General features: G+C 71.1%; 12 protein-coding genes. 7 read left to right on the top strand and 5 right to left on the bottom strand.

Going from position 1 to position 20,659, the window contains the following annotated elements; translation table 11 throughout:
• Positions 1–17: 17 nt before the first annotated feature.
• From OS889_RS09705 to OS889_RS09695, 3 genes are read left to right on the top strand one after another with little or no spacing between them, the layout of a single operon-like run.
• Positions 18–1,619: an ABC transporter permease gene (locus OS889_RS09705; protein WP_372389452.1), complete on the top strand. Its 1,602-nt coding sequence runs from the start codon at positions 18–20 to the stop codon at positions 1,617–1,619.
• Positions 1,609–2,838, top strand: coding sequence for an ABC transporter ATP-binding protein (locus OS889_RS09700; RefSeq protein WP_372389450.1), 1,230 nt, complete (start codon positions 1,609–1,611; stop codon positions 2,836–2,838). Before OS889_RS09705 ends, OS889_RS09700 begins: the two co-directional genes overlap by 11 nt.
• Positions 2,839–2,841: 3 nt before the next feature.
• Positions 2,842–5,034 (top strand): DUF7846 domain-containing protein, encoded by a 2,193-nt coding sequence (locus OS889_RS09695; RefSeq protein ID WP_372389448.1) that lies wholly within the window; start codon positions 2,842–2,844, stop codon positions 5,032–5,034.
• Positions 5,035–5,066: 32 nt separating this feature from the next.
• On the opposite strand, the gene OS889_RS09690 is transcribed toward OS889_RS09695, so the two are convergent.
• From OS889_RS09690 to malA, 3 genes are read right to left on the bottom strand one after another with little or no spacing between them, the layout of a single operon-like run.
• The gene (locus OS889_RS09690) at positions 5,067–5,318 is read right to left on the bottom strand and encodes a hypothetical protein (protein ID WP_372389447.1); all 252 of its coding nucleotides are present in this window, start codon (positions 5,316–5,318) and stop codon (positions 5,067–5,069) included.
• 60 nt (positions 5,319–5,378) lie between these two features.
• Positions 5,379–7,856, bottom strand: coding sequence for a glucosylglycerol hydrolase (gene gghA, locus OS889_RS09685; protein WP_372389446.1), 2,478 nt, complete (start codon positions 7,854–7,856; stop codon positions 5,379–5,381).
• Positions 7,857–7,874: 18 nt separating this feature from the next.
• A complete protein-coding gene (gene malA / locus OS889_RS09680; protein ID WP_372389444.1) occupies positions 7,875–9,974 on the bottom strand; it encodes an alpha-amylase MalA in 2,100 nt (699 codons plus the stop codon).
• Positions 9,975–10,119: 145 nt separating this feature from the next.
• Here malA and OS889_RS09675 point away from each other — a divergent pair, with 145 nt between their 5' ends.
• The 3 genes from OS889_RS09675 to OS889_RS09665 all read left to right on the top strand — a co-directional run bounded on the left by OS889_RS09675 (position 10,120) and on the right by OS889_RS09665 (position 15,852).
• Positions 10,120–14,676, top strand: coding sequence for a DUF7997 domain-containing protein (locus OS889_RS09675; protein WP_372389442.1), 4,557 nt, complete (start codon positions 10,120–10,122; stop codon positions 14,674–14,676).
• An 85-nt stretch (positions 14,677–14,761) separates the two neighbouring features.
• Entirely contained in the window at positions 14,762–15,241 is a 480-nt protein-coding gene (locus tag OS889_RS09670; RefSeq protein ID WP_372389440.1) for an SRPBCC family protein, read from the top strand.
• Between the two features lie 11 nt (positions 15,242–15,252).
• Positions 15,253–15,852 carry a hypothetical protein gene (locus tag OS889_RS09665; protein ID WP_372389438.1) on the top strand — a complete coding sequence of 200 codons (600 nt, stop codon included), beginning with the start codon at positions 15,253–15,255 and terminating at the stop codon, positions 15,850–15,852.
• Positions 15,853–15,965: 113 nt separating this feature from the next.
• Here the strand turns inward: OS889_RS09665 and OS889_RS09660 are convergent, their stop codons facing one another.
• Together OS889_RS09660 and OS889_RS09655 are read right to left on the bottom strand one after the other, a co-directional pair.
• Entirely contained in the window at positions 15,966–16,994 is a 1,029-nt protein-coding gene (locus OS889_RS09660; RefSeq protein ID WP_372389436.1) for a disk-shape morphogenesis protein volactin, read from the bottom strand.
• Positions 16,995–17,098: 104 nt separating this feature from the next.
• On the bottom strand, positions 17,099–18,001 hold the full coding sequence (locus OS889_RS09655) for a cell division protein CdpA domain-containing protein (protein ID WP_372389435.1): 903 nt from the start codon (positions 17,999–18,001) through the stop codon (positions 17,099–17,101).
• Positions 18,002–18,148: 147 nt separating this feature from the next.
• Here OS889_RS09655 and OS889_RS09650 point away from each other — a divergent pair, with 147 nt between their 5' ends.
• Positions 18,149–20,656, top strand: a complete 2,508-nt coding sequence (locus OS889_RS09650; protein WP_372389433.1) for an outer membrane protein assembly factor BamB family protein — start codon at positions 18,149–18,151, stop codon at positions 20,654–20,656.
• Positions 20,657–20,659 lie beyond the last annotated feature (3 nt).

The following is a 20,659-nucleotide window of genomic DNA, read 5'->3' as shown; positions in this document are numbered from 1 at the left end:
CGAGACGGACACACACGATGGCCACGGAGCACGAGACGACCGACGACGGCGCCGACGAGGAGAGCCCGCTCCCCCTCGGGGTGTCGGTCGCGGCCGCCGCGGTCGCCGCCGCGGTCGTGCTGCCCGTGCTGTGGCTCGTCCGCACCGGACTCTCCGTCGGCTACGCGGAGGCGCTCGCGCTCCTCACCCGACCGACCACCGTCCAGGTGTTCGTCAACAGCGCCATCCTCGTCGCGCTCACGACGACGACGTGCGTCCTCATCGGCGTCCCGCTGGCGTACCTGACGGTCCGGACCGACATCCCGTTCCGGCGCTTCTGGACGGTCGTCGTCTCGCTTCCGCTCGTCATCCCGAGCTACGTCGGCGCCTTCGCGTTCGTCTCCGCGTTCGGTCCGCAGGGCGGATTTCAGCGGTTCCTGGCGCCGCTCGGGATCGAGCGGATCCCCGAGATCTACGGGCTCGAAGGGACCGTGCTGATCCTCACGCTGTACACGTACCCGTACGTCTACATCACCGCGCGGGCGTCGCTGAAGTCGATGGACACGACGCTGATCGACGCGGCCCGGACGCTGGAACACGACCGCTGGGAGGCGTTCCGTCGGGTGACGATCCCGCAGATCCGCCCGGCGGTCGCCGCCGGCGCGCTGCTCTCGGCGCTCTACGTCCTCGCGGACTTCGGGACGCCGTCGATCATGCGCTACGACGTGTTCACGCGCGTCATCTTCGTCGAGTTCGGAACGTTCGGCCGCGACACCGCGACCCTGCTGTCGCTCCAGCTCGTCGCGGTGACGCTCTTCATCCTCTGGCTCGAAGCGCGCGTCCGCGGCGAGGAGCGGACGACGGCGGGCGGCCGCTCGCGCGCGACGCTGTCGCTCGGCGCCTGGCGGTACCCGGCGATGGGCTTTGCGACCCTGATCGCGGGGCTGGCGCTGGCGGTGCCCGTCGTCATCCTGCTCTCGTGGCTCGGGACCGCCACCGCGTCGGTGAATCAGTCGCTGGCGTTCCAGTGGTCCTACGTGACGAACTCCGTCGTCGTCGCCACCGCGGCCGCGGCCGTCGCGGTCGTCGCCGGACTGCCCGTCGCGTACCTCTCGGCGCGCTACGACGGCTTCCTGCCGACCGCGTTCGAGCGGATCAGCTACGTCGGCTACGCGGTCCCCGGCGTCGTGCTCGGCCTCGCGCTCGTGTACTTCGGGAGCCAGTACGCGACGCCGATCTACCAGACGCTCTATCTCCTCGTGTTCGCGTACGTGATCCGCTTCCTGCCGCAGTCGGTCGGCTCGCTCCGGGCGTCGTTCCTCACGGTCGACCCCGAACTGCCCGAGGCCGCGCGGACCCTCGGCCAGACGTCCGCGGGCGCGTTCCGGTACGTGACGCTGCCGCTCGTCGCGCCGGGCCTGTTCGGCGGGGCCGCGCTCGTCTTCCTGACGACGATGAAGGAACTGCCGGCGACGCTGCTTCTGCGACCGTCGGGTTTTACCACCTTGGTCACGCATATCTGGACAGCGTATGAGTCGGGGTACTTCGGACAGGCGGCGATACCGGCCCTGGTCTTGCTCTTCGTCTCGGGGCTCTCGATGCTCGTGATTCTCAGACAGGAGGGATATGATGTCAAATAGCACACAGGCTGGCGTAGAATCGGACCATCGGACCGGCGTCGGAAGCGACGCCGACGCGACCGGCGGCGCAGACGGTACCGTCGCCCCGACGACACAGGGTTCGGGGACAGACCAGAGCGACCGCGGCGACGCCGTCCTCGAACTCGACGGACTGGAGAAGTCCTACGGGGCCGAGACCGTCGTCGAGGGGCTCTCGCTGTCGGTCCACGAGGGCGAGATCCTCACGCTGCTTGGGCCGTCGGGCTGCGGAAAGACGACCACGCTGCGGATGATCGCGGGGCTCGAACGACCCGACGGCGGCGACGTCCGGCTCAACGGACGCGCGGTGTCGGGGACGCCGTTCGTCCCGCCCGAAGAGCGCGGCGTCGGCGTCGTGTTCCAGGACTTCGCGCTCTTCCCGCACCTGACCGCCCGCGAGAACGTCGCCTTCGGGTTGAAGGACCGCCCCGAGGACGAGGTCCGAGAGCGGGTCGACGAACTGCTCGACCTCGTCGACCTCGCGGGACAGGGCGACAGCTACCCGGATCAGCTCTCGGGCGGCCAACAGCAGCGCGTCGCGCTCGCGCGCTCGCTGGCGCCCGAGCCGGCGATCCTCCTCCTCGACGAGCCCTTCTCGAACCTCGACGTCGACCTCCGCGTCGAGATGCGCGAGGAGGTACGCGACATCATCAAACAGACCGGCGTGACCGCGGTCTCTGTCACCCACGACCAGGAGGAGGCGCTGTCGATCTCCGACCGGGTCGCGGTGATGAACGACGGCGAGATCGAACAGATCGGCGACCCCGAGGGCGTCTTCCAGCACCCCGAGTCCCGCTTCGTCGCCGCCTTCCTGGGCTATGCGAGCTTCGTCCCGGGCTACGTCTCCGGCGACAGCGTCGAGACCGACCTCGGGACCGTCCCCCGCGAGCAGATCCACGGGCTCGCCTCCGAGTACGACCACACGAAGATCGATCTCCTGGTCCGCCCCGACGACGTCAGCGTCCGCCGGGCCGGCGTCGAAGACGAGGCCTGCGGCGAGGTCGTCGGGCGTCGGTACCTGGGGCCGACGTTCCTCTACGAGGTGCAACTGGAGACCGGCGAGTCGATCCAGTGTATGCACAACCACGACGAGGACGTCCCCGACGAGGGTCCCGTCGCCCTCGAGCTCGACGCCGACCACGAACTCGCGTGGTTCCCGCGCGAACAGCGCCCCGGCGACGGCGAGCGGTACAGCGGCTGATCCGTGTTCCGAGGGGCCACAGACCGCGTTCGCGACCGCCTCGGACGAATTATCGAGGGCGCGCGGGCCCACCCCGAGCGGGTCGTCGCCGCCGCGCTCGCCGTCGGGGTGGGTCTCCTGATCTACTACCTCGCGGTCGATCTCTTCCCGTACCACTCGGTCAACGACGACGAGGGCGTCTATCTCTACCAAGCGGCGATGCTCCTGGAGGGCAAGCTGTTCCTCCGGCCCGGCGACATCCCCTGGGAGGCCGTCCGCCCGTGGTTCTTCGTCGTCGACGGCACCGAGAGCGGGGTTCGGATGTACAGCAAGTACTCGCCGGTCGCGCCCGCGGTCTTCGCCGTCGGGCGGCTACTCGGCGACTGGAATCTCGCGCTCGGCCTCGTCGCGACCGGCACGGCCGCGGGCGTCTACTGGCTCGCGGCGGCGGCGTTCGACCGCCGCGTCGGACTCCTCGCCGTCCCCGCGCTCGCGGCCGCGCCGCTGTTCCTACTGACGTCGGCGACGTTCTTCTCGTACGCGCCCGCGACGATGCTGAACGTCGCGTTCGCGGTCGCCTACGTCAAATCCGCCAGGTCCGGGAGCCCGCGCTGGGGCGCCGCCGCCGGCGTCGCGACCGGGCTGGCGTTCTTCTGTCGGCCGTACACGGCCGTGCTCTTCGCGCTCCCGTTCATCGCGCACACCCTCCTGTCGCTTGCGGTCGCGTGGCGACGGGCGGGGTGGACCGACGGCTTCCGCGACGTCCTCGGGCGCTCGCTCGCCGTCGCGCTCCCCGGCGCGGCGCTCGTCGGCGTCACGCTCGCCTACAACGCGGTGGTGACCGGCGACCTGCTCGTGTTCCCCTACGCGGCGTTCGCGCCGAACGACGGCATCGGGTTCGGCCCCCACGAGATCCTCAACTACGAGCGCAACTACACGCCGGAGTTGGCCCACGAGACCACGGTCACGGTCACGGAGTACTTCTTCACCGAGTGGGTCGCCGCGGGGAGCCTCGGGACCGCGCTCGCGCTCGTCGGCGTCGCGGGGGCGGCCTGGCGAGCCCGCGGCGTCAACCTCCGCGCCCGGTTCCGGCCCGCGGCGGGGATGACCGACGGCGAGGTCCGCGCGGTGCTCGTCGGGGTCGTCCCCGCGGTGTTCCTCGGCGAGGCGTACTTCTGGGGCACGCACAACGGCCTCCGGAACGGACTCATCGACTTGCTGGGGCCGTTCTACCACTTCGATGCCCTGATCCCCGTGGCGGTCTTCACCGCCGCGGGGGTCGCCTTCCTCGTCCGCGGCGCCGCCGACGTCCTCTCGTCGGTCACGACGCGTCGCCGCGCGCGGCTCGTCGTCCTCGTGGCGCTCGTCGCCGCCGCGCCGGTCGTGGCGTCGGCCGAGCGTTCGGTGATTGAGCATCCGCTGGCGGCGAACGAACTCCGGACCGAGAACCTCGCGGCCACCTACGAGCCGTTCGAGGACCGGTCCTTCGACGACGGGCTCGTGTTCACGCCGGACCCCTACGGCGACTGGCAGGCCCACCCCTTCCAGTACCTCCGCTCCGATCCCGGCTACGACGGCGACGTGGTGTATGCGACCGACGGCGGTCCTGACCGCGACCTCCGGGTGCTGAACGCGACCGATCGGACGCCGTACCGCTTCACCTACCGCGGGACCTGGACCGGGGCGGCGACGCCCGTGAACCCCGAACTCACGCGGCTTCGGGTCATCGAGGCCGAGCGAGTGCGAGCGCGAACCACCGTCGGCGTCCCCGCGGAGGCGACGAGCGCGAGCGTCCGGATCGAGACGCCAGAGGGCTACGCGCGCTATGCGGTGCCGGCGAACGCGACCGCGAACGAGTCGGTGACCGTCGAGTGGACCATCGGTCCCGAGACGGCGCGGGTGCGGAACCTCCCGTACGCCGGCGGCTCGCGGTTCGGCGACGTGCCGCTCGAAGCGGGCCGCGCTGAAGTCGACCTCGCGGTGACGTTCGTCGGCGTCGGCGGGTCGAGCGTCACGTACCGCCAGGAGGTGACCCTCGACGCCCGGGGCGACTCGGTCCGGGCCGTCTGGCCGCCCGAGACGCGGGTCTGTCGGCTCACGACCGAGTGCGGCCGCGAGGGCACGTGGGTCGGCCCCGACGGCGACTACGTCCGCGGGGTCGCCGTGGAGACGAGCGCCAGCGCCGTGGAAAACAGCTCGATCGGCACACCGGCGTAGTCGAAACCGACACGACGCCGCTCCGGACGCGTCTACATCGGTCCGGAGAACGACACGTCCAAGAGCCCCTCCTCGACGGCGTACCGCAGGCGCTCGTCGAGGGGCATCTCGCTCCACCCCTCCGGGCGCTCCGCCTCGGGGACCTCGTCGAGGCGATCGACGAGGGACTCGTTGAGGAACCGACCGTTCTCTCCGCAGTCCGGGCACGTGAAGATCATAAAACGGACCCGGTACGAGCGGTCTTCGACGCGCCCGCAGTGGGGGCAGACGTACGATTCGGTCACTGCCGGGGGCTACGGACCGAGGTAACTCGTATCTGTGGGTTTCGGACGGCCGCGGTCGGGTCAGCGCGGACGGTGCCAGACGACCGCCTCGGCGTTGTCGAGCGACGCCGACCCGTCGGTGTCGCCGAGGGCGACGCCCGGCGGGACGAGCGCCGGCTCCCACCCATCGGGCGGGACTGCCGATCCACCGTCGTCGGCCGCCAGTTCGGCGATCCCCCGCGGTGTGACCGTCACCGGACGGCCTTCCATATTCCCCGCGAAGAGCAGTCCTTCCGTCTCTGCGTCGGCGGGCGCCGCGCGGTAGCCGTAGTACAGCACGGTCCCGTCTGCCGGGTGCCTATATGCGAAGTAGTCACCGTCGGCGAGGCTATGCCGGAGCCAGGGCCGATCCCGACGAAACTCCCGCACGCGCAGCCGGAACGACGTCCTGGCCCCGTCCTGGCAGTCGCGCCACCGTTCGAGCACGGCGGCGTCGCGGAGGTCATTCAGCCAGGCGGTGGCGAACGTGCGGATTCGGTCCGCGGAACAGTCCTCGAAGGGGTGGTCGGTCCGCGCCAGGACGTCCGACAGTGCCGCCGGGTCCGCGCCCGCGACGTCGACGGCGGCCGACAGCGCGTCGGTGAACGACCGGAGCGCCGACAGCGACTCGAAGCCGAGGGCCTTCGTCCGCCGGAAGAAGCGCCCGTCGTCGAAGTCGGCGGGGCGGACCGCCCAGTGGAGCGCGTTCGCCTCGTCGGCGACGACGCCGACACCGCCGTCGTCGGTGTCGCGGAAGAACCCCCAGGGCGCGCGCACGTTCGCGTGGGCGAAATCGAGCGGGACGCCGGGGAGGAAGGCGTGAAACAGCAGCGAGACGGCGGCGTTGTCGTAGGCGCGGACGTGTCGCTCCCGCGGGTCGTCGCCGAGGCGCGGATTCACCGGGACGCGGCCGGCCTCGCCGTGCGGGTCGAGTTGGGTCCCGCGGCGGACGGTGTCGTGGGTGGCGACGCCCGTGAGCCAGCGGTCGCCGGCGTCGGCGACCTCGCGGAGGCGCCACCAGTTCCGCGCCCAGTAGGTCGAGAGCCCCGGCGTGTTGTCGCCGAACGTGACGGGCGACCACTGGAAGGCCGCGGGGTGCTGATCGAGCAGTCCGCGGAACGTCGCCGTCAGCGGCCAGTCGGGGTCCGGACACGGCCTGGCGTCCTCGTAGATCGTCCACGGCCGGTACTCGGCGCCGGCGACCTCGACGACGATCTGCCGCATCGCCGCCAGGAACGCGTCGTCGATCGCCGACTCGCCGCCGGCCGCTCCTCCGCGCCGGACGTCGTGGGACGCGTCGACGCGGATTCCGTCGGCGCCGTAACGGAGCTTCCGGCGCAGGAGTTCGAGGAGAACCGCGCGGACGGTGGGATCGGCGTAGTTCAGGCGCTTGCCGTACGGGCCCGGCCCGTCGAAGTAGCGGCTCGGGAGCAGTTCCGTCGCCCGCCCCTCGGCGTGGCCGAGGACGACGTCGAAGACCACGCGAACCGGCCGCGGCCCGGCGTGGCACGCGGCGACGAAGTCGACGAGCTCGTCGGGCCGACCCGACGCCAGGAGCGCGGGGTTCGGCGCCGCGAAGCCCGCGATCACGGGGTCGTATCCCCAGTTTCGGATCCGGGGCCGAGCGACGGTCGCCGTCACGGACTCGGCGGCGGTCGGATCGGCGGACTCTGCGGCCCCGGTGGCGTCGCCGGAGCCGTCGGGGTCGTCGGATTCGATCCAGAAGTCGTGCCGCTCGCGGCTCTCGGTGACCGGCTCGATCGGGAGGAGCTCGACGGCGTCGTAGCCGGCGAAGTTGCGCTCCCACGGGGACAGATCGTCTCCGGCCCGCCGCTTCCGGCCGATCGACTCGAAGAGGTCGGCGAGGCCTCCGAGCGAGCCGGCCTCGGTCGCCGTCCCGGGATGGACTTCGAGGACGTTCGTCGCGGCGTCGATCCGCGGGACGCCGTCGTCGCCGACGGTCGTCGCGACGCGCTCGTCGTCGGTGCCGAGCGACGCGAAGTACGAGCGGTCCGTCCGGTCCCGGTCGAGGCGGTCGCGGTCGTAGAGCTCCGCGGGGCCGAACGCCCCGAACGGCAGCGACGACGCCAGCGGATCGGGGGCGGTCTCCCAGCCGTCGTCGGTCTCGTATGCCAGCCGGTAGAGCGAACCGAGGGTGTCGCGCGTGCCCGGACGGATCCCCGCCACGGCGCCCCAGTGGTACTCGCCGCGCCGCGCCAGCGGGACGCGCGTGCGGTCGAAGCGGACCTCACGGCGCTCTGTTCGCCCGGGATCGAGGTCGCACGGCGGGGTGAGGATTTCCAGGAAGACGGTCTCTACGCCGCGCTCGACGATTTCGGGCGTCCAGAAGCCGAACGCGGCGGTCTCGTCGCCGACGACGCGGCCGCCCAGGTGCGCTGCGAGCTCCGCCGCGACCGCGAACCGGTCCTCGTGGGCCGCCTCGATGCGGCGGTGTCGGGCGAGCAGATCGTCGGTGCGCCGGTCGAGTAGTCGCGGCGGATCCGGGTCCGGGTGGGCCATCGGGGATCGCGCCGGCCCTCAGGCGACCGGGAAGACCGCGACGTCGTCGACCGCCAGGCCCTCGGCGGTCGCCAGCGACGCGCCGGAGACGACGTCCGTGGGATCCACCTCCAGCCCGTCGAGCGTGACCGTCGCCGTCGACTCGCCGAAGTTGAGGACGCAGACGTACGCGTCCCCGTCGAGCGAGCGCTCGAACGCGACCGCGCGGTCGGTGTCGGCGTCGTATTCGATCCGTCGGAGGTCGCCCGCGTAGCCGAGTGGGTCGACCGCCTCGCGGATGTCGAGGAGGCGATCGTAGTGCTCGCGGAACTCCTCGCGGGCGTGGTCCCAGGCCAGGGCGTCGCGGCGGCCGCGCTGGCCGAGTTCCTGGCCGCCGTAGAGCATCGGGACGCCCGGCAGCGTGACGAGCGCGCCCGCGGCCGCCAGGGCGGCGTCGTCGCCGCACTCGACGACGTACCGGGTCTCGTCGTGGTTCTCGATGTAGAGCATAAACGCCGCGTGCGGCGGGAAGCCGACCTCCGCGCGCTGGTCGATCGCGTCGAGGATCGCGTCCGCCGGCTCGTCGCCGCGGCCGACCTGCCGCAGCGTGAAGTACAGCGTGGTGTCGAAGTGCATATCGAACATCCCGTCGTGGAAGTCCGCGATGTATGGAATGGTCTCGTCGAGGAGGAGGAAGTCGCGGTCCCGGGACTTCACGCGGTCCCGGAGTTCCCGCCAGAAGGAGTCGGGGACCGCCCACGCCATATCGCACCGGAAGCCGTCGGCGATCTCGGACCACGTGTCGACGGCGTCGAGCAGGTGCCGGCGGACCTTCAAGTTCGAGAAGTTCCAGTTCGCGATGTACTCCCACTCGAAGTAGGTCTCGGGCTCGCCGCTGTCCTGCCAGTCGTACCAGTCGTAGTACTCCGAGTCGGGGTTCTTGTACGCGTCCTGAAAGAACGGGTGGTCCCGCGCGGAGTGGTTCATCACGAGGTCGAAGAGCACCTTCATCCCGCGGTCGTGGGCGGCCTCGACGAACCGCTCGTAGTCCTCGCGGTCGCCGAGGTCCTCGGCGATCGAGAAGAAGTCCGTGATGTTGTAGCCGTGGGGCGCGTGGTCGTTCTGGAGGACGGGCGTGAGCCAGAGGCAGTCGACGCCCAGATCTTCGAGGTAGTCGAGCCGCTCCGCGATCGCGTCGAAGACGGTGTCGGCGTCCTGTTCCTCGGGCGGGCCAGCGAACCCTCTGACGTAGATCTCATAGAGCGTGACCTCCGTCGCCCACGCCGGCGGGTCGTTCGGGCGGACGATCTCGAAGGCCTCCGTCTCGGGGTCGTCCCGGGAGTCGTTGCCCGCGCGGCCGCCGTCGGGGGTGCGGTCCCGGTCGGCGGTCCGGTCGGCGTCGGCGCTCCCTGCCTCCGTCCCTGACCCCTCGGGGCCGATCGTCACCACGCGGCCGTCGCCGCCGTCGGGGACGGCCTCGCGGGCGAACTCGATGGTGTCGGGGACGCTGTAGGAATCCGCGACCGCGACGGCGTGGACGCGGACGCGGTCGCCGACTGCGCTGGTGGGGATACGAAGCTCCCAGCCGTCGACCGCGACGTCGCTCTCGTCGACGTCGTCGCGGTCGTCGACGAGGAACTCGACCACGACGTCGTCGCGGTCGGTGTCGCTGTCGGGGTGCGGCTGCGGATCGGCGCGGACGACGAGGTCGCTCCCCTCGACGGCGCCGTGCAGTTGGACGCGGGGGCGGCCGCCGCCACCGCCTTCGGAGTGGGTTCCCGATCCCGACCCGGAGACGCCGCCGCTCTCGCCGGGCGAGCGCGCCGATCCGCTCTGGAACCCGCTGATCCCGCTGGCGCCGCTCGCGCCGCCGGCGCGGGCCGTCGGCGCCAGTTCGCCCGGGAACGCACGAACGGTGAGCCGGTGCGTCCGGTCCGGGGCGTCGAGTTCGATCTCGTAGGTCCCCGGGGCGTCGGGGACGAACTCCACGACGGCCGAATCGGGGTCGAGCTCGACGGTGCTGTTCAGCGGGGCGGCCCGGATCCGCCACTCGTAGGTCGCCGCCGGGTCGGGGTCGCGCGGCGCGAGCTCGACCGCGTCGCCGACCGCGACGAACCGGGGAGGCCCTGGATGTTCCATAGGGTTCCCAAGGAGATGTTAGACCTTTGGCTTTGCCCCGGTCGCGAGGGTGTTCGGTTATCGTTCGTGTAAGATTCCGCCGTATATCTCGGGTGTTCGACGTGTTCCGTCAATACTTATGTCACGGGCCCACTGGTCCGTGTGTATGAGACTTCGGACCGTGCTGAACGAGTACAAGCGCGACCGCGACGGACACTTTCCGGGGGAGGTGTCCACGAGCGACGGCGCGTTTTCCGGGCACGGCGACCGCCTCGTCCACGTCGGTGATGACGGAGCCCTCCGAGACTACTCGTCGGCGCTTTCGGGATTGTACGGCATCGACCGCTCGCGGTTCGCCATCGAGGCGGACGGCGAGATCCGGTGGTTCGACGACCTAGAGCGCGTCCGTCAGCACTACTACCGCGAGACGAGCCTCGTCGAGACCGAGTACAACGCCGGCTCGTACACGGTACACCAGTACGACCTGACGCTCGGGCGGGCGCACGTGACCCACGTGGAACTCCGCGGGGCGATCCCGCCGGACGCACACCTGACGGCGTTTCTGACCCTCGCGCCCGAGGGTCGGGAGACGCGGGTCGGCAGACTCATCCACGAGTCCGCCGGGCCGAAAGACACCACCGCCGTCGAGGTGTATCACCGCCGCGAGCACGACTACGTCACGGCCTCGACCGGCATCGACGACGTCCGCGGGCAGATCCCCGAGCGGTTCGAGGAGATCCTCTCCGAGGAGGCCTTCGAGTTCCCCCGGGAGGCCGTCCTCGAACGCTACGAGGACACCCACCTCAGCGGCGACATCGTCGTCTCCGCCCCGCTCGAACCCGAGGACCGCGGCGTCCAGACGACGCTCGTCACCCAGCTGTCCGATCACGACGAGGTCGAACGCGAAGACGCCCTCCGCGACCTGCGGCACTGCGCGCTCGAACACGCGACCGCAGACGACATCCGCGAGGCCGCCCGCGAGCGCGCGGAGGTGTTCGTCCCCGAGGGCGTTCCCCGGTCGCGCTCGGTCCGCTCGGACCTCCGCGCGCTGTCGCTCCTGACGGCGCCGTCGGGGGCGCACGTCGCCGGCCCCGAGTTCGACCCGTTCTACACGCACACCGGCGGCTACGGCTACACGTGGTTCCGCGACGAGGCCGAGGTCGCGCGACACCTGCTGCGGAGCGACGCGCAGTTCGACCTCGGGGTCGACGCCCGGCTCACGGCCATCGCCCGGTTCTTCTGCGACACGCAGTTAGAGGACGGCTCGTGGCCGCACCGCGCGTGGGCGATCGACGGCTCGCTCGCGCCCGGGTGGGCCAACGCCCGCGTCGAGGACTCCGACTCGCCGGAGTACCAGGCCGACCAAACGGCGAGCGTCGTCACCTATCTGGCAACGCTCCTCACAGAGCGCGGGGGCGACCTCTCGGAGGGGCTCCGGTCGCGCGTCCTCGGGACGATCGAAGACGGCGTCGACGCCCTCGACGACAGCCTCGCCGAGGACGGGCTCCCGGAGTCGTGTCAGAACGCCTGGGAGAACATGGTCGGGCGGTTCGTCCACACCGCGGCCACGTTCCTCCAGGCCTACGCCACGGTCGCGGCCGCCCCCGTCTCCGACGACCTCGCCCAGCACGCCGGCGCGCAGGCCGACGCCGTCTTCGACGGCCTGGACCTGCTCTGGGACGAGTCCTACGAGATCTACGCGCTCCGACTGCGGGACGGCGACGACGGCGGGCTCGACGCCAGGATCGACTCCGGGTCGTTCGCGCTGGTGGAAGCGTTCGCCGCCTACGACGACGTCGACCGACTGCCCGAGATTCCCGAGTCGAAGCTGTCGCGGCTGGAGACCCACCTCAGCGCCGCGTTCACAGACCTCTACCGCGAGTCCAAGGAGGGCGACGTAGCCGGGCTGATCCGGTTCGAGGGCGACTACTGGCGGAGCGCCGACCAGGACGACGAGAAGATCTGGTCCGTCTCGACCGCCTGGGGGGCGACCGCCGCCGCGGAGTTCGCCGAGCTCCTCGAATCCTACGGACGGGAGGACGCCGCGGCGGAGTTCCTCGACGAGGCGACCGGACTCTACGAGCTCTTACAGCCCGACGGACCGTTCGCCACCGGAGCCGGCTACCTCTCCGAGCAGGTCTTCGACGACGGGACCCACGACTGCGCGACGCCGCTGGCGTGGTCCCACGCGACGCGCCTGCGGGCGACCGGACTGCTGGAGCGACACGACGCGCTCCCCGCGCCGAAGCCCGCGCCCTCGGGGCCGGGGAGTCGGCCGCGCTGGACCACCGGCGAGAAGTACGGCGTCGGAACCGTCGCCGACCACACCGAGGCGGACCCCTCGCGGATCTGGTTCACGCTCACCGAGGGGTCGCTGACCGAGGTCCGCTTCCCGCGGGTCGACCTGATGAACCTCCGGACGTTCGATCTGCTCGTCGTCGGCGCCGACGGGTCGTCGTACACCGCGCGCACGCACAACGAGACCCGGCGGGACGACGAGGCCGACACCATCGAGCGGCGCGTGGAGGTCGCCGACGACGACGCCCTCCTCTTCAGGCACGTGATCGAGGAGACCGGCGACGGCCGCGGCCACCGCTGGACGCTCACCGCGGAGTACGTCGCCGACCCCGAACACGACGCCCTGCTCGTCGACGTCGACTTCGAGGCCGACGACGGAAACGAGTACGAACTGTACGCCGTCGCGGACACGGCGCTCGTCAACACCGGCACCACGGACCGCGGGATCCGCCTCGGCGGCGAGACCGGCTACAACCTCGTCGCGCGCGACGCCAGCGCCTACGACCCGGCCGGCGACGCCGAGCCGCTCCTCATCGACGAGGACGGCGACGAGTACAGCGTCGCCGCGGCGATGGCCGCCGCCGGCCGCTTCGAGTGGGCCACCGTCGGCGTCGCGGGGTCGGACTACCTCGCGGAGCTCTTCTCGGACGGCATCGCGCCGGAGCCCGAAGACAGCGTCGACGACGAGAACGTCGTCCTCGTGGGTCGCATCGGCACCGGCGAGGAGGTCGCGAACCACCTCGCGCTCGGGTTCGCCGAGGACGCCGACACCGCCGCGGCGCTCGGGGAGGCCGCGGGGGCGCTGAGCCGCGACTACGAGACGGTCCGCGAGGGCTACGTCGACTCCTGGCGGGCGTTCCTCGCCGATAAGGACCTGCCCGACTCGGTCGCCCACGACGAGACGCTCGCGAATCAGTACAAGGCCTGTCTGATGAGCCTCCGCGCCGTCGAGGACAAGACGTTCCTCGGCGCGGGGATCGCCTCCCCGTCGGTGCCGTGGGGGGAGGCCGTGAGCGCCGAGGAGGCGAAGGGCTACGGCTACAACTTCGTGTGGTCGCGGGACCTCTATCAGGTGTTCACCGCCTTCGAGGCGGTCGGCGACATCGAGACCGGTCGGCTGGCCTTAGAGTACATCTACCGCTACCAGCAGGACGACCGCGGCTTCATCCCGCAGAACACCTACCTGAACGGGCGGACGCGCTGGGGCGGCGAGCAGATGGACAACATCTCGTTCCCGGCGGTGATGGCGTGGATGCTCCGCCAGCACGGGGTCGACTTCGACACCGCCGCATACGAGTACGAGAACGTCAAGCGCTCGGCCGACTACGTGGCGCGGAACGGCCCGCCGACCGCCCAGGAGCGCTGGGAAGAGGAGGCGGGCTACTCGCCGTCGTCCATCGCCGCCGAGATCGCCGGGCTCGGGTGTTCGGCCGCCATCGCCCGCGAGGAGGGCCACGACGCCGACGCGCTCATCTGGCAGGCGCTCGCCGACGACTGGGCCGACCGCGTCGAGGAGTGGACCGCGACCGAGACCGGCACCAAGCGGCACGAGAACACGCCGTACTTCGTCCGCATCACCCGCGACGGCGACCCCGACGCGGGACACCTCCGGACGCTGGCGAACAACGGCCCGACGCTCGACGAGCGGGAGATCATCGACGCCGGCTTCCTCGAACTGACGCGGCTGGGGATCAAGCCCCCCGACGACGAGACGGTCGTGAACTCCGTCCAGGAGGTCGACGACACCATCCGCGTCGACACGCCGCACGGGCCGGCGTTCTACCGCTACAACGGCGACGGCTACGGGGAGCGCGCCGTCGACGAGGAGGGCGCGCCGTGGTCGATCGAGGCGAAGGGCAAAGGGCGGCTCTGGCCCATCTTCACCGGCGAGCGCGGGGAGTACGAACTCCTGCACGACCCGGACGAGGAGGCGCTGGAGCCGCAGAACCTCCTGGAGACGATGGCGGGATTCGCCAACTCCGGGCGGATGCTCTCCGAGCAGGTCTGGGACCGCGAGCACAGCACCGAGTACAACTGGGCGTTCGGCGAGGGCACCGGCGCGGCGACCCCGCTGGCGTGGTCGATGGCGCAGTACGTCCGGCTGGCCCACGGGATCGACGTCGGCGAGCCGATCGAGACGCCGTCGGTCCTCCGGGAGCGCTACGTCGAGAGCGACCGGGAGCAGGCCCCCTCCCTCCACGTGAGCACCCGCTTCAAGGGCGACGAGATCGTCGTGTCCGGACAGACCGACGCCGCGGTCGTCGCGGTGAAGACGCCGTCGGAGATCACCCTCCGTCGGCCAGAGGACGGCGGCTTCGAGGCGTCGCTCGACATCGAACACGGCGAGAACCAGATCATCGTCGCGGCCGCGAGCGACGAGGACCTGACCGCCGCGGGAACGAACGTGACCCGCTTCACGCTGTAAGCGGCGGCCGACGCGGACCCGACCCACGGACGTCGGATCCGCCATCCGCCACGGCGCTTTTACTTCGTCGGCGCCTCGCTCCCGTATGGCCACGTACTCGCGGTTGACTCGGGTGTCGGCGCCGCTCTCCGACGTCTGGGAGTTCCACTCGCGCGTTTCGGGACTTGAGGCGTTGACGCCGGAGTGGATGAACCTCCGGATCGAATCCGTTACCGGCCCCGACGGCGAGCCGGATCCCGACGTTCTGGAGACGGGCGCGGAAATCGAGATGTCGATGCAGCCCCTCGGTCTCGGGCCGCGCCAGCGCTGGACGTCCGTCATCGTCGCGCGGGAGTCCGACGAGGACAGCGCGACCTTCCGCGACGAGATGCGCGGCGGGGCGTTCGCGACGTGGATCCACACGCACCGCTTCGTCGCCGACGGCGACGAGACGATCGTCGAAGACGAGGTCGAGTACGAACTGCCGGGCGGCCCGCTCGGGCGGTCGGCGTCGCCGCTCGCGGTGGTCGGCTTCGAGCCGATGTTCCGCGGGCGCCACCGGAAGACGAAGGCGCTGCTGGAATAACGTCGGCTATATTGAACTACCGGGGGCGTGAACGGTCGCGTATGGACTGTCCCCGCTGCGGCCGACCGCTGTCGACGATCACGATCGCCGGGGGTGACGGCGAGGCGACGTACTGCGAACGCTGTCGGTTCGCCGACGTCACCTCCGAGTTCGAGCCGAACCCGGACGCCGAAGAGAGTTGGGACGAGGCGATCGATCGATTCCGCCAGTCACTCGCAGAGGCGCCCCTGCGGAACGACGACGAGGATGGCGCGGCCGGAGAGACGGCCAACGAATCGGAGGAGGAGGAATCGGACGAATCCGCGGACGCTGAAGCGGAAGTGGAGACGGACACGGAGGCGGAAGCAGAGTCGGATGCTGAGGCGGAAGCAGAGTCAGATATCGAGGCGGGAGTGGAAACGGAAGCAGAGTCGGATGCCGACTCGGAAGTGAAGGCAGAGACAGAATCCGACGCCGAGGCTAAGTCAGAGTCAGAGTCAGAGTCCGACGCGGAGTCGGACGTACAACCCCAAGCGGACTCAGCTGAGGAGTCGGAATCGGCAACCGAATCCGATAGCGATTCGACTCCGACCGATTCGGCAGGTCACGAGGAGCGTGACGCTGAGGAGTGAGTTCGGCGGAGTCCGTCGACTGATCGGGACCGTCGGCGACGTCGAAAAAGCGGGGACCGGCCTGTTTCACAGCGCCGGTGGTAGCGGATCGGGGATCGGACCGTGGTGAGGGCTCAGTCTTCTTCCGGTTCGGGCGCGCTCGCGGCGGCCGCCGCGCCGTCGGACTCTTCTTCCGAGCGGGCGGCGACGAGGGCCCCGCGGGCGACGCTGTAGAGCGGATCGTCGACGCTCCTGACGTCGCTGATCGAGAACGGGATCTGGACGTCTTCGAGGTGGCGCTCGAACAGCTCCTCGAAGCCGTCGGGGCTCGACGTGCCGCCGGTCACGACGACGGGGACGTCGAGGTCCTCTTCGACGTCTTCCTCGTCGACCTCCGCCGAGAGCTTCTCGACGACGTAGTCCAGGAGGTTCTCGTAGTAGATCGACAGCGCGCCCTCGACGCCGCCGACGTCGGTCTGGAAGTCGAGCGCGAAGTCGTCTTCCTTGATCGAGGTCACCTTGTCGACGGGCGTCCCGGTCGCCTGGCTGGCCTGCTGGTCGATCCAGTCGCCGCCGCGGGCGATCGAGAACTTCATCACCGGCACCGCGTAGTACGCCAGGCAGACGTTCGTCATCCCGGCGCCGAAGGAGACGCCGAGGCCGGTGAAGTTGTGGTCTGCGAGCTCGCTGTAGATCACGGCCATCCCCTCGTTGATCGGCTCGGGGTCGTAGCCCATGTCCGACAGCATCGACTCCAGGGTCTTCTGGTGGTAGAGCGTCGAGAGCTCCGAGTCGATCGGGTCCGCCGGCGACGAGAAGAACAGATTCTCCCCGTCGGTGCTCGGCTCGCCGACGACCTGCTCGGTGATGAGCTTGATCATCGGGATGGCGGAAGCCTCCTCGCTGGAGAGGATGCCGCGCTGCATCGGCCGGCGGGTCTCCTTGTTGAAGATGTTCGCGAAGTTGAGGGCGTCGTCGCCGACGACGTACACCTTGTCGTCCTTCCGGATATGGAGGACCTCGCTCCGCGAGAGCATCTGTTCGGCCATATCGCTGTACTCGATCTCCACGAAGGAGTTGCGCTGCTGTACGAACTTCGTCCCGTCACCGTCAGGGCTCGATGACAGGATGTTCATCGTACCGACGTCCAGGCCTTTGGCCATAGGTAACCCTTGTTAGGATACCACAAAAATTGCACTGTGTAGATTGTTGTCATATCTCGCTCGGCGACCGGGCGCGGCGGGGCGCCGTCAGCCGACGGCCGACCTCACGAGAAGAGCGAGCGGAGGCGGTCGAACACGCCGTCGGCGTCGTCGTCAGCGGCCGCCTCCTCGCGTTCGCGCTGTTGGGCCCGCAACTCCGCCAGCGCGTTCACCTGATCGGACGTGCCGGAGTCGCTCGTGGCCGTCTTCTTCTGGCCGCCGCGGAGGCTCTGGAGCCCCGCCACCGCGTCGTCGACGCTGCCGCCGCGGGACTCCTTCGCCGAGGCGTTGCCGAGGCCGACGCTGTCGGCGTCGTCGAGCGAGGAGTCGGTGAGCGTCAGCGTCCGGCCGCTGTCGCGCTCGACGCCGCCCCAGTTGATCTCGGCGCCCTCCATCGCGTCTTCGATGTCTCGGCGGACCTGTTCGTCGGTGACCTCCGGCTCGTCGGCGGCGGCTTCCGACTCACCGGACGTCGAGCCGCCGGAGAGTTCGGCTTCGGTCCGGACGGTCGCCCGCTCGACGTGGTAGCCGGACAGCGCCGTGCCGGCGGTCGCGACGACGACGACCGCGCCGAGCGCGTAGATGCCGACGACGGTGCTGCTGTACGTGTACCACGCCTGCGGGTAGATCTGGGTGAAGCGGACCGCCGCGATCAGGCACGCGACGACGCCGAATCCGGCGGCGGCGTCGATCCGGCGCGACACGGGGAGCAGGACCGTGACGCCAAAGAGCACGATGGGTAGTCCCGCGGCGCCGGCGGTCACCGCAAACTCCCGGAGGACGAACTTGAACGTCCCGCTGGGCGAGACGGTCGTGCTCCAGAGGAAGACGGCGATCGAGACGACCACGAGCCCGACGCCGGTGAAAAAGAGGCCGAACCCGGCGTAGACGTCGCGGCTGTCTCGGACCGGTCCGACGTACCGGCGGTACAAGGAGTGGAGGAAGGCTCCGGGCCCGGTTCGTTCCATATGTACACTGATTGCGACGAGCGTCAAATAATTTCGCCCCCGGTATCGCTCCCTGCCTCGGAAGCGGTCCGCGGGTCGTCCTCGGACCGATCACCGCACCGCGGCGGCCCGCCGAAAGCACTTATCCCTCGGTCGGTCAGGGAGGGTATGCACAGCCCTCCTCCGTCGGATTCGGACGCTGCCGTGTCCGACGCTCGCGAGCCGGACGATCCCACCGCCGCGACGACGCGTCGGTCCCTCGTCGCCGCGCTCGCGAGCGTCGGAATCAGCCTCCCGCTCGCGGGGTGTGGACTGCCGGGAACGTCGTCGCCGGAGACCGATTACAGGACAGCGGGATCGACCGCATCGCCGTCATCGGGGACGGACGCCAACCTCGGCCCGGCGCCGACGCTCGTGGGGCCGTGGCCCCAGGCCCGCGCGGACGCCGCCAACACCGGCGCGGCGGAGTCGACGGCGCCGACGAGCGACCCGAGCGTGCGCTGGGAGACCACCGCGGCGGGCACCGTCGGCGCGGCGGTGGGCGTCCCCGGTCCGAGCGGGCCGACGGCGTCGTTCGAGACCGGCGACGGGGACGACTCCGAAGCCGCCGTCTACGCCGTCGCCGAGGACGGGCGAGTCGCCGCCGTGGACGGAGACGGAACCGTCCGCTGGCGCACCACGGTCGAGGCGGGGCGTTTCCCGCCGAGCGCGGCGGACGGACGCGTCGTCGTCCCCGCGCGCGAGCGCCTCACCGTCCTCGACGCGGACACGGGTGAACTGCGACGGACGATCGACGTCCCCGGCGGGATCCTCTACGCGCCGACCCTCGACGGCGGCCGCGCGTTCGTCGGCACCTTCTCCGGGGGCGTCGTCGCGGTCGACCTCGCCTCCGGCGAGCAGTTGTGGCAGGCCGGCGAACCGAGCCGCGCGTTCCCGCCCGTCGTGGTCGACGGCGTCGCGTACGTCGCGGCACGGCGGTGGGACGCCGACGACGGCGGGGGCTCGGGGGACGCGGGCGTCCTCGTCGCCGTCGACGTCGAAAGCGGGACGGTGCGCTGGACGGAGCCCCTCGAAGGGCACCCGACGGCCCCGCCCGGCGTCCACGACGGCGTCGTGTTCGCGGGGACGCACAGGGGCGCCGTCCACGCCGTCGAGGCGGGGTCCGGGCGGGAGCGCTGGCGCGAGACCGTCGGCGACTGGGTGACCCGCGGCCCGACCGCCGCGGCCGACGGGGTCTACGTCGTCGTGCTCGGCGAGGGCCCCGCGAAACTCACCCCCGACGGCTCGGTCGCGTGGCGCACCGGCGAGGGCGACGGCCCCGGCCTGGAGGTCGGAACGAACCCCGTGTTGACCGACGAGGCGGCGCTTTTCGGCGGTACCGAGGGCCTCGTCGCTGTCGGACGCGACGACGGCGCCGTCCGGTGGCGGGCACCGACCGACGGGGCGGTGCAGTTCGACGTCCGCGTCGAGGACGGCACGGCGTACGCGGGCGACCGGTACGGGACGGTCGTGGCCGTCGACGCCGCCTCGGGCGAACAGCGGTGGACTCTGCCGTTCCAGCCCGAGACGGTGCCCGGTCCCGTCGTCGGGCCGCGGACCGTCGCTGGCGGGAGCCGCGACGGCGGGACGTACGACCTGCTGGCGGTCGACGGGCTGGAACTCGGCGTCGTCGGGAGCATCGGCGGGACCGGCCTCACGCCGGCGTTCCTCGACGGCGCCGACGGCTCGCGCGAGACGCTCCTCGCAGGCGGTACCGACGGCTCGTTCGCCCGCGTGCGAACGATCGACTACGGCGACGCGCCGGGCGCGGACCTCCCGCCGACGGCGACGCCCACGGCGATCCCCGGTCCCGGGGAGCCCACGATCACGCCGACTCCCCACATCGACTTTCCGGAGCCCGAGTCGCTGTGGGAATCGACCCCCGAGGTCGAGCCGCGCTCGCCGATCACCTACGCGGACGGCTGGGGCTACGTCGGGACCAGCGAGGGCGTCGCGGCCGTGGACGCGCGGACCGGCAGCCTCCGTCTGCGGCGCGGACTCGGCTCTCCTGTCCCCGGCGCGCCAGCCGTGGTCGACGACCGGCTGTTCGCCGCCACGCGCGCGGGTCGACTCGTCGCGCTGGAGGTCGTGACAGACGGGAGAAGCGGATCGACCGCGGATACCGACGTCGCCTGGGAAGTCTCCCTCGACGGCGACGTCCGCTCGGGGCCGGCGGTCGCGGACGGGAGCGTCTACGTCGCCGACGAGTCCGGGACGGTGACGGCCGTCGGCGTCGACGGCGACCGCCGGTGGTCGCAGTCGCTCGACGGCGCGATCTACGGCGGGGTCGCGGTCGCCGGTGGGCACGTCTTCGTCGGGACGACAGCCGGTGAAGTGGTCGCGCTCGCTCGGGAGGGCGGCTCCGTGGCGTGGCGCGCGCCGGCCGAGGGAGCGATTCACGCCTCCCCGGCGGTCGCTACCGAGGCCGACGGAACCGGCGGGACCGGCGAGGCGGGTACGGCGACGGTATATGCCGGGGATCACGCCGGAACGCTGTCGGCCTTCGACGCGGCGAAGGGAGACGTCCGGTGGCGGCTCTCGCTCGGGCGGTGGGCCGACGCGCCGCCGGCGCTCGGCCACGGCGCGGTCTTCCTCGCCGACGGGACCGGGCGCGTCTACGCCGTCGTGGGCGAGTGAGGC

Source organism: Halobellus sp. MBLA0158, from assembly GCF_041477585.1.
GTDB classification, from domain to species: Archaea; Halobacteriota; Halobacteria; order Halobacteriales; family Haloferacaceae; genus Haloquadratum; species Haloquadratum rubicundus.
The sequence above is the reverse complement of the archived record's forward strand: the minus strand, read 5'-3'. Positions and strand labels throughout refer to the sequence as shown.